The following is a 12,431-nucleotide window of genomic DNA, read 5'->3' as shown; positions in this document are numbered from 1 at the left end:
TTCGGTCGCCGTGAGTCAGGTGTTGTCCCAGTTGCAGGAGATGCTGTTTCCGTCGGTCGCCGGTGTGGCGGTCGTGTCCGTCGAGACGGCCGGCGCGTCGATACGTGTCGAAGCCCGTTGCACGGCGACGGGTGCGGCGTGTCCTGACCGCGACGGCTGGTCGGAGCGGGTCCACAGTGTCTACCTGCGCTTTCCGGCGGATCTGCCCAGTGCTGGGCGACGCGCGGTGCTGGCTTTGCGTGTCCGCCGGTTCCTGTGCGCCGCCGCGTCGTGCCCGCGGCGACATCTATCCGCCCAGGAAGATCGACGACGCCCTGCGCCACTACTTCACCGTCGGCAACCTCTCCGCCCTGCGGGAGATCGCCCGGCTGTGGGCGGCCGACCGCGTCGAGGAGGCCGTGCTGCGCTACCGCAGCGAGCACGGCATCGATGAACCCTGGGCCACCCGCGAACGCGTGCTGGTCGCCCTGTCCGGCGGCCCCGAGGGAGACACCCTCATCCGCCGCGGCGAACGCATCGCCGCCCGCGCGGCCGGCGGCGACCTCCTCGCGCTCCATGTCGCACGGGGCGACGGACTCGCCGCCGCCCCGCCCGAACGGCTGGCATGCCAGGGCGCACTGGTGGAAAGCCTCCGCGGCAGCTACCACACCGTGACCGGCGACGACCCCGCCCAGGCCGTCCTGGAATTCGCCCAACGGGTCAACGCCACCCAGATCGTCATCGGCGCCAGCCGGCACAACCGGCTCAACAGATTCTTCGCACGCGGCGTCGGCGAGAGCATCATCGAGAACTCGGGCGAGGACATCGACGTCTACGTCGTCACCCAGGAGGAAGCCGCACACGGCCGTTTCCGGCGCCCCCCGCTGACCGGACGCCCCCCGGAACAGTGGACCATGACCGGCCTTACAGGCCGATGTCGCGGTGCTCGATGTCAGTCAGGGACTCGCGCCGCACCAGCGGCCGTGCGCGGCCGTCGGTCCCGGCGACGACGGGCGGGCGGCCGATCAGGTTGTAACCGGCCGCCATGGACAGGTGGTAGGCGCCCGCCACGGGGATGGCCGGCAGATCGCCCATGCGGACGTCGCCGGGAAGCGGGGCGTCCGGGGCCAGCACGTCACCGGCCTCGCAGCGCCGTCCGACCACGGTCACCGGGTGCCGCGCGGCCGTCCCATGCGGGAGCCCTGTCAACCGGCGGCGTATGAGGTTCGTCAAAGCCGCGCCGTCCGGTGTCAGGAAGGCGTCAGGAAACGCGGCGGCGGCTTCGGGCGGATGTTCCCTGAGCGGGTCAGTTCGACCGGCTCTTCCCTTCAGGAGTTCCCGATGGCCGATGTGGTCTTCCTCGTGGTCACCGTCGCGGAGTTCGCGCTGGTGGCGTATGTCGCCCAGGGGGTGGCGAAGCTGTGACCGCGGAAAACATCGCCGGGCTGTGCGTCGCCGCGGCGCTGCTCGGCTACCTGGTTGTCGCCCTGCTGTTTCCCGAGAAGTTCTGAGCGCGCCCGTGAACGAGACAGCAGCGGACGTGCTCCAGATATCCGCCCTGGTCGTGGCGCTGGTGCTGGTGCACCGCCCCTTCGGCGACTACATGGCGGCCGTGTACTCCTCCGACAGACATCTACGCGTGGAGAGATGGATCTACCGCTCCATCGGTGCCGACCCGGACGCGGAGATGCGCTGGCCGGCCTACCTGCGCGGGGTGCTCGCGCTCTCCGCGGTCGGCGTGGTCTTCCTCTACGCCTTCCAGCGCGTGCAGGACCGCCTCCCGCTCTCGCGCGGCTTCGACCCGATCCCTCCCGACCAGGCGTTCAACACGGCCGTCTCCTTCGTGTCGAACACCAACTGGCAGTCGTACTCCGGCGAAGCCGCGATGGGCCATCTGATCCAGGCCGGTGGTCTGGCGGTGCAGAACTTCCTGTCCGCCGCCGTCGGCATGGCGGTCGCGATCGCGCTGGTGCGCGGCTTCGCCCGCTTCCGCACCGGCGAACTCGGCAACTTCTGGGCCGACCTGGTGCGCGGTGTCGTCCGCGTCCTGCTGCCCGTCGCGGCGGCGGCCGCCGTCGTGCTGGTCGCGCTCGGCGCCATCCAGAACTTCTCGGGCGGCACCGACGTCCACACCCTCACCGGCGCCACCCAGCACATCACGGGCGGCCCGATCGCGTCGCAGGAGGCGATCAAGGACCTGGGCACCAACGGCGGCGGCCCCTACAACGCCAACTCCGCCCACCCCTTCGAGAACCCCGACGGCATCAGCAACATCCTGGAGATCTTCCTGCTGCTGGTGATCCCGTTCTCGCTGCCGCGCACCTTCGGCAGGATGGTCGGCAGCGTGCGGCAGGGCTACGCCATCGTCGCCGCCATGGCCGTGATCTGGCTGGCCGCCGTCGTGGCCGTCACCGTCATCGAGCACCAGGCGCCCGGCTCCGCGTCGCAGCTCGCGGGCGGCGGCACGGAGGGCAAGGAGCAGCGGTTCGGCATCGGCGGCTCCTCGCTCTTCGCCGTCTCCACCACCATGACCTCCACCGGCTCGGTCAACTCCTTCCACGACTCCTACCAGGGCCTGTCCGGCGGCGTGCTGATCGCCGGCATGGTGCTCGGCGAGATCGCGCCCGGCGGGGTCGGTTCCGGCCTCTACGGCATGCTGATCATGGCTGTGATCGCGGTGTTCATCGCCGGTCTGATGGTCGGCCGCACCCCCGAGTACCTGGGCAAGAAGATCGACACGCGCGAGATCAAGCTCGCCGCCTGCGCCATCCTGGTCACGCCCGCGCTGGTGCTGATCGGCACGGCCCTGGCCATGGCGTTGCCGGACGGCGAGGAGGCGATGACCAACGTCGGCCCGCACGGCTTCTCCGAGGTCCTCTACGCCTACGCGTCCGCCGCCAACAACAACGGCAGCGCGTTCGCCGGCCTCGGCGCCAACACCGAGTTCTTCAACACCACCCTCGGCATCACGATGCTGCTGGGCCGGTTCCTGCCGATGGTCTTCGTGCTGGCCCTGGCCGGTTCGCTCGCCGAACGGCAGCGGGTGCCGGTCACCGCCGGCACCCTCAGCACCCACAAACCCCTCTTCAGCGGGCTGCTCGTCGCCACCACCGTGATCGTGGCCGGGCTGACGTTCTTCCCCGCTCTCTCCCTCGGCCCCCTCGCGGAAGGACTCGCCGTATGACCACCACCCCTGCCCCGGCGCTTCCCCGAGAGGAATCCGCCCCCCAGGACCCCGCCGAAGCGGAGAGACCGCCCCGGACGAACCACGGCGCGTTCGCCCCCCGGCAGCTCTGGGAGTCGCTGCCGGAAGCCCTGCGCAAGCTCCACCCCCGGGTGATGATCACCTCACCCGTGATGTTCGTGGTCGAGGTCAGCTCCGTCCTCACCACCGTCCTCGCCGTGACGGACCCCGGGGACTGGTTCGGCTGGACCATCGCCGCATGGCTGTGGCTGACCGTCCTCTTCGCCAATCTCGCGGAAGCCGTCGCCGAGGGCCGCGGCCGGGCGCAGGCCGCCTCGCTGCGCCGGGCCAGGACCGACGTCGTCGCCCGCCGGCTGACCGAGCGGGGCGACGAGGAGCAGGTGCCGGGCACCGCGCTGCGCGTCGGCGACCGGGTCGTCTGCGAGGCAGGGGACGTGATCCCGGGCGACGGCGATGTGGTCGAGGGGGTCGCCTCCGTCGACGAGTCCGCCATCACCGGCGAGTCCGCACCCGTCATCCGCGAGTCCGGCGGCGACCGCTCGGCGGTCACCGGCGGCACCCGGGTGTTGTCGGACCGGATCGTCATCCGGATCACCACCAAGCCGGGCGAAACGTTCCTGGACCGCATGATCTTCCTGGTCGAGGGCGCGGCCCGGCAGCGGACGCCCAACGAGATCGCGCTCAACATCCTGCTCGCGAGTCTGACCATCGTGTTCCTGCTCGCCGTGGTCAGCCTCCAGCCGTTCGCCGTCTACGCGGGCGCCGAACAGTCCCTGATCGTCCTCACCGCGCTGTTGGTCTGCCTCATCCCGACCACCATCGGCGCCCTGCTGTCCGCCATCGGCATCGCCGGGATGGACCGCCTCGTCCAGCGCAACGTGCTCGCCACCTCCGGCCGCGCCGTCGAGGCCGCGGGCGACGTGTCCACGCTGCTGCTCGACAAGACCGGCACCATCACCTACGGAAACCGGCAGGCGGCCGGGTTCCTGCCCGCCCCGGGGGTGACGGAGGCGGAGCTCGCGGAGGCGGCGCAGCTCTCCTCCCTGGCCGACGAGACGCCCGAGGGCCGTTCCATCGTCACTCTGGCGACCGGGCGCTACGGGCAGGCGGTCCGGGACCGCGACGAGGTGCCCGACGCGGCGTGGGTCCCGTTCACCGCCCAGACCCGGATGTCCGGGGTGGACACGGCGGAACGGCACGTCCGCAAAGGCTCGGTCGCCGCCGTCACCGGCTGGGTCACCGACCTCGGCGGCACCGTTCCCGGCGTCACCCTGGGTGCCGTGGGGTCCATCAGTGCCCAGGGCGGCACGCCCCTGCTCGTCGCGGTGCGCGTGGCGGGGAACGCCCGGGTGCTGGGAGCGGTCCACCTCAAGGACGTCGTGAAGGACGGCATCCGGGAACGGTTCGAGCAGCTCCGCCGGATGGGCATCAAGACCGTCATGATCACCGGCGACAACGCCAGGACGGCGAAGGCGATCGCTGAGGAGGCCGGTGTTGACGACTACCTCGCCGAGGCCACGCCCGAGGACAAGATGGCCCTCATCAAGCGGGAACAGGCGGGCGGCCGGCTGGTCGCCATGACGGGCGACGGGACGAACGACGCCCCCGCCCTGGCCCAGGCGGACGTGGGCGTCGCCATGAACACCGGGACCTCGGCCGCGAAGGAGGCCGGGAACATGGTGGACCTGGACTCCGATCCCACCAAGCTGATCGACATCGTCCGGATCGGAAAACAACTGCTCATCACGCGCGGCGCGCTGACCACCTTCTCCATCGCCAACGACATCGCGAAATACTTCGCGATCATCCCGGCCATGTTCGCGGTGGCCTACCCGAGCCTGGACGACCTCAACATCATGGGACTGTCCAGCCCCGAGTCCGCGATCCTGTCGGCGGTCGTCTTCAACGCGCTGATCATCATCGCGCTGGTGCCGCTCGCTTTGCGCGGCGTCGCCTACCGGCCGATGGGCGCCGACCGGATGCTCCGCCGCAACCTCGCCGTGTTCGGCGTCGGCGGCCTGATCGCCCCCTTCGCCGGCATCAAGCTCATCGACCTGTTCATCTCCCTCATACCGGGCATCGGGTGATCCGCCGTGTTCTTCAGTCTCCGTGCGATGGGCCGCCCCCTGTGGGCCGCGGTCCGAGCGCTCCTCGTCCTCACCGTGGTGACCGGGGTGATCTACCCGCTCGCCGTCACCGGCATCGCCCAGGCCGCCTTCGAGGACGAGGCCGACGGCTCCCTGGTGGAGGCGGACGGCCGGGCGGCCGGTAGCGACCTCATCGGTCAGACGTGGAACGGCCCCGGTGGCCGGCCCGACCCTCACTGGTTCCAGCCCCGGCCCTCCCACAGCGGCTACGACCCCACGGCCACCGGCTCCGGCCAGCTCGGCGCGAGCGACCCGGCGCTGCTGGAGACGGTCCGCGAGGCGAGGGAACAGGTCGCCGCGTTCAACGGCGTGCCCGTGACCGAGGTGCCGCCGGACGCCGTGACCGGCTCGGCCTCCGCGATCGACCCGCACATCTCCCCGGAGTACGCCGGGATCCAGGCGGCCCGTGTCGCCGAAGCCAACGGCCTGCCGCGCGCCGATGTCCAGCGGCTGGTCGAGGAGCACACCGAGGGCCGGGACCTCGGATTCCTCGGCGACGAACGGGCCAACGTTCTGCGGCTCAACATCGCGCTGCGCCGGCTTGTCCAGGGCTGAGCGGGACCGGCGCCCATCCGCCCCCCGCCGACGGGAGGCGGGGGCGGATGGGCCGGGAGACTTCGGGAGCGTGACAATGGGAACCATGGCTCGCCGCGGCAGACTCCGCATCTACCTGGGCGCGGCCCCCGGTGTCGGCAAGACCTACGCCATGCTCTCCGAGGCGCACCGCAGGGCCGAGCGCGGCGCGGACCTGGTCGTCGCGCTCGTCGAGCACCACGACCGGCCGCGCACCCAGGTGCTGCTGCACGGCCTGGAGCAGGTGCCGCGCCGCGAGATCCGTTACCGGGACGGCGTCTTCACCGAGATGGACACCGACGCCGTGCTGCGACGCCGGCCGAGCGTCGCGCTGGTGGACGAACTGGCCCACACCAACGTGCCGGGCTCGCGGAACGAGAAGCGCTGGCAGGACATCGACGAGCTGCTCGACGCGGGGATCGACGTCGTATCGACAGTCAACATCCAGCACCTGGAGTCCCTGGGCGACGTGGTGGAGGCGATCACCGGCGTCCGGCAGCGGGAGACCGTGCCCGACGAGGTGGTCCGCCGGGCCGACCAGATCGAGCTGGTGGACATGGCCCCGGAGGCGCTGCGCCGCCGCATGGCGCACGGCAACATCTACGCGCCGGACAAGGTGGACGCGGCGCTGTCGCACTACTTCCGCCCGGGGAATCTGACCGCGCTGCGGGAGCTGGCGCTGCTGTGGACGGCGGATCGCGTGGACGCCTATCTGCGGCGGTATCGCAGCGAGCACGGCATCCGCTCCACCTGGTACGCCCGCGAGCGCATCGTCGTCGGCCTCACCGGCGGCCCCGAGGGCAGCACCCTCATCCGCCGGGCCGCGCGCATGGCCGCCAAGAGCTCCGGCAGCGAGATCCTCGCCGTCTACATCTCCCGTGCCGACGGCCTCACCTCCGCGTCGCCGCGCGAGCTGGCGGCGCAGCGGACCCTGGTGGAACAGCTCGGCGGAACGTTCCACCACGTGCTCGGCGACGACATCCCCCACGCGCTGCTGGACTTCGCGCGCGGGGTCAACGCCAACCAGATCGTCCTGGGCTCCAGCCGCCGCAAGTCCTGGCAGTACGTCTTCGGCCCCGGCGTCGGCGCCACCGTGGCGCGGGAGTCCGGCTCCGACATCGACGTGCACATCGTCACCCACGACGAGGTGGCCAGGGGCCGGGGCCTGCCCGCCGCGCGGGGTGCCCGGCTGGGCCGCTCCCGCACCGTCAGCGGCTGGGTCATCGGCGTGGCCGGGCCGCCGCTGCTCGCCGCCGTGCTGACTGCTCCGGCGGCGGGCGCCGGGTTCGCCAGCGACATCCTCCTCTTCCTTTCCGTGACGGTGCTGGCCGCCCTGGTCGGCGGCCTCTACCCCGGGCTGACCTCGGCGGCGGTCGGCTCGCTGCTGCTGAACTACTACTTCGCGCGCCCGCTGCACCGTTGGACCATCGCCGACGCGGACAACGTGGTGGCGATCGTGGTGTTCTTCGCGATCGCCGTCGCCGTCGCCACCGTCGTGGACCACTCCGCGCGCCGCACCCAGCAGGCCGCCCGGCTGCGCGCGGAGTCCGAGACCCTGACGTTGCTCGCCGACAGTGTGCTGCGCGGCGACGACACCCTCGACGCGCTGCTCGCCCGCGCCAGGGAGACGTTCGGCATGGAGACCGCCGCGCTGCTGGAGCGCGACACCGAGCGCCGCACGTGGAGCTGCGTGCGCAGCGTGTCGAGGGTGCCCGGCGCCAGACCGGTCAACGTCCCCGAGGACGCCGACGCGGACGTGCCCGTCGGCGACCACGCGATGCTGGCCCTGTCGGGACGCGTCCTGCCCGCCGAGGACCACCGCGTGCTCACCGCCTTCGCCGCTCACGCCGCCGCCATCCTCGACAGGGAGCGGCTGAAGAACGAGGCGGGCCGCGCGCACAAACTGGCCGAGGGCAACCGCATCCGCACCGCGCTGCTCGCCGCCGTCTCCCACGACCTGCGCACCCCCCTGGCCGCCATCAAGGCGAGCGTCTCGTCGCTGCGCTCGGACGACGTCGCCTGGTCCGAGGAGGACCGCGCCGACCTGCTGGAGAGCATCGAGCAGGGCGCCGACCGGCTCGACCAGCTCGTCGGGAACCTGCTGGACGCCTCCCGCCTCCAGACCGGCACGGTCGAACCCCTGATCAGGGACATCGACCTGGACGAGGTGGTGCCCAGGGCTCTCGGCGGCGTCCCGGAGGCCGGCGTCGAGCTGGACATCCCCGAGTCGCTGCCGTTCGTCGCCGCCGACCCTGGGCTGCTGGAGCGCGCCGTCGCGAACGTCGTGGAGAACGCCGCCAAGTACAGCCCGCGCGAACTGCCCGTGCTGGTGCGGGCCAGCGCGCTGGGGGAACGGGTCGAGCTGCGGGTCGTGGACCGCGGCCCCGGCGTTCCGGACAGCGACAAGAACCGGATCTTCGAGCCGTTCCAGCGATACGGCGACACCCCGCGCGGGAACGGCGTCGGGCTCGGGCTCGCCGTCGCGCGCGGCTTCGCCGAGGCGATGGGCGGCACACTCGACGCCGAGGACACCCCGGGCGGCGGGCTCACCATGGTCCTCACGCTCCCCGCGGCGGGCGGCGCACAGCAAGGGCCGGACGTACCGCCGGACGCGACGGAGGAAAGGACGGCCCATGCACCGGGTGCTCGTGGTCGATGACGAACCGCAGATCCTGCGGGCCCTCGTCATCAACCTCAAGGCGCGCGCGTACGAGGTGGACACCGCGGCCGACGGCGCCTCCGCGCTGCGGCTGGCCGCCGACCGGCACCCCGACGTGGTCATCCTCGACCTCGGGCTGCCGGACATGGACGGCGTCCAGGTCATCCGCGGCATCCGCGGCTGGACCCGGGTGCCGATCATCGTCCTGTCGGCCCGGCACACCTCCGACGAGAAGGTCGAAGCCCTGGACGCGGGCGCCGACGACTACGTCACCAAACCGTTCGGCATGGACGAACTGCTGGCGAGACTGCGGGCGGCGGTACGCCGGGCCGAGCCCGGCTCGGGCAGCGAGGAGGCGGTCGTGGAGACGGAGGGCTTCACCGTCGACCTGGCCGCCAAGAAGGTCAACCGCGCGGGCCGCGACGTCCGGCTGACCCCGACCGAGTGGCACCTGCTGGAGGTACTGATCCGCAACACCGGGCGGCTGGTCACCCAGCGCCAGCTCCTCCAGGAGGTGTGGGGACCCTCGTACCGGACCGAGACCAACTACCTGCGGGTCTACATGGCCCAGCTCCGCCGCAAACTGGAGACCGAGCCGTCCGCGCCCCGCCACCTGATCACCGAACCCGGAATGGGCTACCGCTTCGAGCGCTGACCGGCCACGGCACACCGAACAGAGCTCACGCGGGACCTCCGAGCCCCCCGACGTGAGGGAAAGCCCAAGTCGGCCCTGGTCTGACTCCGTCGCCCGGGTTCGACGTAATCCGGTGACCTGGAGGGTCGGATCGGGGGTCTGACCTGCGTGGACATGGGTGTGGCCGCCCGGAGGGCGTTTCTCTAGGCGGTGGGGTTCTGGCTGGTCAGCGGGGTGCGGGCTGGAGGTCAAGGACCTGCTTGGGGCGAGCAGGTCTCGCTGGGGCTTGGTGAGGCTGGTGACCTGCTCGAACGTGCCGGTGGGGCCGGTGAAGGTACCGGCGTGGAGGTGTCGCCGACCGCACCGCCGACCTGCTCGGCGCGGTCCTGGCCTACCGCCAGGAGTACTGGCTGCTGATCGCCGCGCTGCGGGACGGGCGGACCGAGACGGCTGAGGACCGCGCCATCCGCCACGCCAGCCGTTCCGCCATCACCCGGGCCATGGACCGGCTGGCCCTGACCACCAACGACCCCGTCCTGCTGGCCGCCGCCTCCACCGCCGCCTGGTCCGCGATCGACCTGGCCGACATCCCAGTCGGCCAGGCAACCCAACGCCGTTTCAGTCCCGAGACTGAAGCCGCGCTGACCGTTCAGCCGACGTGTATGCGTGGTCGGCGCGCGGGGTTGTGTTCGGCTCGGCGCAGGACTTCCCGGGCGACGGGGGCGACTTCGCCGTCGCCGAAGATGAGGAAGCGCAGGAGGTGGCCGAGGGGGTGTCCCTCGGTCCAGTTGAAGTAGGCGTACGGCACCCGTCCGGTGCGGTCGCGCAGGTGCAGCAGGACCGCGGCGATGGTGTTGGCCACCACGGCGCCGTCCACGCGCAGGATGTGGTAGCCGTGGCGTTCCTCGCCCCGCACGGTGATGTCGGCGGTGAAGTCGGAGGAGTCGTCGACGGTCACTTCCAGGAACAGGATGACGCCGCCTTCGGGGATGTGGGTTTCCTCGCGCTGGCTGTACTCCTTCTCCCGGTACTCGGCCTCGTCGCGTTCGTCCGGTTCTTTGGCGATGATCCGCAGCGGGCCGTGGGTGGCGGCCGCGTCGATCATGCGGGCGGCCTGAGCGTCCAGGTTCACCTGGCCGGCACGCAGTTCGAAGGCGCGGTGGACGCGGGAGAAGAACGAGGTGAGCAGGATGCCGAGGATGAACAGGGAGGCGATCCGCAGGCCGTCGGGGCGTTCGATGATGTTGACGATCAGGGTGTAGACGAAGACCGCGGTGACGACGCCGAAGCCGAGCGTCGCGCGGCCGTGACCGCGGTGGTGGGTGGCGATCGTGGCGGCGAAGGAGGCGGAGACCATGAGCACCAGGACGCCGGTGGCATAGGCGCCGCCCTGGGCGTCGACATCGGCCCTGAAGAGGATGGTGACGGTGAAGGCGATGGCCGTGAACAGCAAAACCAGCGGGCGGACCGCCCGGGTCCATTCGGGTGCCATCCCGTAGCGGGGCAGGTAGCGGGGCACGAGGTTGAGCAGCCCGGCGAGCGCCGAGGCTCCGGCGAACCAGAGGATGGCGATGGTCGAGACGTCGTAGACCGTGCCGAACGCCTCGCCCAGGTAGTCGTGGGCGAGGAACGCCAGCGCCCGCCCATTGGCCTCGCCGCCCCTTTCGAAGTCCTCCTCCGGGATGAGGAGAGTGGTGGCGAGGCTGGAGACGAGCAGGAAACCGCTCATGATCAGCGCGGCGACGGTGAGCAGCTTGCGGGTGTCGCGGATCCTCCCTGCCGGGCGGGCCTCGGTGTCGGTGGCGTCGCCGCGCACCTGCGGCATCACCGCGACCCCCGTCTCGAAGCCCGACATGCCCAGGGCCAGGCGCGGGAAGACCAGCAGGGCGACGCCGACCATGACCCAGGGTGAGGAGTGTTCGGCCGACGCCGCGTCCCACCAGTCGTTCACGACCACCGGCTCGCTGAACACGTGCCAGGCGGCCGTGGCCAGGACGATCAGGTTGAGGGCGAGATAGACGGTGACCAGGACGACGGCGACCCCGATGGCCTCGCGGAAGCCTTTGAGGAACACCGCGCCCAGGGCGGTGATCAGCACCAGGGTGATCCAGACGTTGCCGTCGTGCATCCAGCCCGGGGCCAGCGGATTCTCCACCGCGTGCGCGGAGGCGTCGGCGGCCGAGAGCGTGATGGTGATCATGAAGTCGGTGGCGGCGAAGCCCAGCAGCACCAGCACGAACAGCTTTCCCGCCCACCACGGCAGCAGCCGTTCCAGCATCGCGATCGAGCCCTCGCCGTGCGGGCTCTCCCCGGCGACCCGGCGGTAGACGGGCAGCGCTCCCAGCAGCGTGAGGGCGATCAGCACCAGGGTGGCCATGGGCGAGAGGAGCCCCGCGGCCAGGGCTGCGATGCCGGGCTGGTAGCCGAGGGTGGAGAAGTAGTCGACGCCGGTCAGGCACATCACCCGCCACCACCGGTGGCCCTTGTGCTCGGCGGGCGGCGTGCCGTGCGGCCCGGGATGCCGGGCCGACTGCTCGCTCAGCCCCTCCAGCAGCCAGGCCCGCCAACGGCGGGAGGACGGCTGTGCCTGCGGATCCTCCTCCGAGCGGGGGGCTTCAACCTCGGCGCCGGTCATGTGCGCGACTCTCCCACAGGTGCTCGATCCGTGAACAACGAGGAGTGAGTATTCCCGATCCCGACATCTCCAGCTCACGGCGGGGCGGCCAGGAGTGAGGGGGCCCATACTGGTGAGCTCGCCGAAAAACCAACGGAGTAGCCCCTGACCTGCGGATACTCCCCGCTCCCCTTCAGGTACTGCCGCCAAGGGCGTTGACGCGGTTTGCGTACTCGCGACGTGCCTTGCGCTGTGCCGGAATCGCCGGGGCGTTCGGGGTGCCGTCGAAGGGCTGGCAGCGGGCCAGGAGTGCGCGGTGGACCGGGGGCACGGCGCTCACGCGCAGCGTGTAGCCCTGGCCGCGCCGTACGGTCACGCCCTGGTCGAGCGCGGCCCGCTCGGCGTCGTCCAGCTCGGCGGTGCGGAGGAAGTCGGCGACCTCGCCAGGCATGTCGAGGGTGACCGGCAGTTCCAGAGCCGGGGCGTCCTCGCGGGCAGCAGTGGTGTGGTCGGGTAGAAGGTCGGCGACGGCTGTACGGATGGCGCCCCGGCTGACGTTGTGCTCGCGGGCCAGGCTGGCGATGGACCGGCCGCCCAGGTACGCGGCGCGCACGGCGTCG

Annotated in this window: 10 protein-coding genes and 2 pseudogenes; 8 read left to right on the top strand and 4 right to left on the bottom strand. The window is 71.4% G+C overall.

Annotation, left to right across the window (positions count from 1 at the left end):
* Nucleotides 1-62: 62 nt before the first annotated feature.
* Nucleotides 63-782 (top strand): annotated as a pseudogene (locus tag OIE51_RS26425) (universal stress protein); the annotation flags it as partial.
* Nucleotides 783-903: 121 nt separating this feature from the next.
* Here the strand turns inward: OIE51_RS26425 and OIE51_RS26420 are convergent.
* Nucleotides 904-1,164 (bottom strand): annotated as a pseudogene (locus OIE51_RS26420) (diaminopimelate decarboxylase); the annotation flags it as partial.
* Between the two features lie 105 nt (nucleotides 1,165-1,269).
* Between OIE51_RS26420 and OIE51_RS26415 the strand changes: the two are divergent.
* The 7 genes from OIE51_RS26415 (at nucleotide 1,270) to OIE51_RS26385 (ending at nucleotide 9,218) form a co-directional block, all read left to right on the top strand.
* On the top strand, nucleotides 1,270-1,404 hold the full coding sequence (locus tag OIE51_RS26415) for a hypothetical protein (protein ID WP_326600391.1): 135 nt from the start codon (nucleotides 1,270-1,272) through the stop codon (nucleotides 1,402-1,404).
* Nucleotides 1,401-1,490, top strand: a complete 90-nt coding sequence (gene kdpF / locus OIE51_RS26410) for a K(+)-transporting ATPase subunit F (protein ID WP_326600390.1) — start codon at nucleotides 1,401-1,403, stop codon at nucleotides 1,488-1,490. The genes OIE51_RS26415 and kdpF overlap by 4 nt, the downstream gene beginning before the upstream one ends.
* Before the next feature lie 8 nt (nucleotides 1,491-1,498).
* Nucleotides 1,499-3,163, top strand: coding sequence for a potassium-transporting ATPase subunit KdpA (kdpA, locus tag OIE51_RS26405; RefSeq protein WP_326600389.1), 1,665 nt, complete (start codon nucleotides 1,499-1,501; stop codon nucleotides 3,161-3,163).
* Nucleotides 3,160-5,271: a potassium-transporting ATPase subunit KdpB gene (gene kdpB / locus OIE51_RS26400; protein ID WP_326600388.1), complete on the top strand. Its 2,112-nt coding sequence runs from the start codon at nucleotides 3,160-3,162 to the stop codon at nucleotides 5,269-5,271. The genes kdpA and kdpB overlap by 4 nt, the downstream gene beginning before the upstream one ends.
* 27 nt (nucleotides 5,272-5,298) lie before the next feature.
* On the top strand, nucleotides 5,299-5,886 hold the full coding sequence (kdpC, locus tag OIE51_RS26395; RefSeq protein WP_326600387.1) for a potassium-transporting ATPase subunit KdpC: 588 nt from the start codon (nucleotides 5,299-5,301) through the stop codon (nucleotides 5,884-5,886).
* Nucleotides 5,887-5,971: 85 nt separating this feature from the next.
* Nucleotides 5,972-8,563 (top strand): ATP-binding protein, encoded by a 2,592-nt coding sequence (locus OIE51_RS26390; RefSeq protein WP_326600386.1) that lies wholly within the window; start codon nucleotides 5,972-5,974, stop codon nucleotides 8,561-8,563.
* Nucleotides 8,538-9,218, top strand: coding sequence for a response regulator (locus tag OIE51_RS26385; protein ID WP_326600384.1), 681 nt, complete (start codon nucleotides 8,538-8,540; stop codon nucleotides 9,216-9,218). Before OIE51_RS26390 ends, OIE51_RS26385 begins: the two co-directional genes overlap by 26 nt.
* 370 nt (nucleotides 9,219-9,588) lie before the next feature.
* Here the strand turns inward: OIE51_RS26385 and OIE51_RS26380 are convergent, their stop codons facing one another.
* From OIE51_RS26380 to OIE51_RS26370, 3 genes are all read right to left on the bottom strand, one after another.
* Nucleotides 9,589-9,786, bottom strand: coding sequence for a hypothetical protein (locus OIE51_RS26380; protein WP_326600383.1), 198 nt, complete (start codon nucleotides 9,784-9,786; stop codon nucleotides 9,589-9,591).
* A gap of 60 nt (nucleotides 9,787-9,846) precedes the next feature.
* Nucleotides 9,847-11,832: an amino acid transporter gene (locus OIE51_RS26375; RefSeq protein WP_326600382.1), complete on the bottom strand. Its 1,986-nt coding sequence runs from the start codon at nucleotides 11,830-11,832 to the stop codon at nucleotides 9,847-9,849.
* A 172-nt stretch (nucleotides 11,833-12,004) separates the two neighbouring features.
* Nucleotides 12,005-12,424 carry a resolvase gene (locus OIE51_RS26370; protein WP_326600381.1) on the bottom strand — a complete coding sequence of 140 codons (420 nt, stop codon included), beginning with the start codon at nucleotides 12,422-12,424 and terminating at the stop codon, nucleotides 12,005-12,007.
* Nucleotides 12,425-12,431 lie beyond the last annotated feature (7 nt).

Source organism: Streptomyces sp. NBC_01803, assembly GCF_035917415.1.
In the GTDB taxonomy this organism is placed as follows: Bacteria; Actinomycetota; Actinomycetes; order Streptomycetales; family Streptomycetaceae; genus Streptomyces.
Note: the sequence above shows the minus strand (reverse complement) of the source record. Positions and strands in the feature narration are given on the sequence as shown.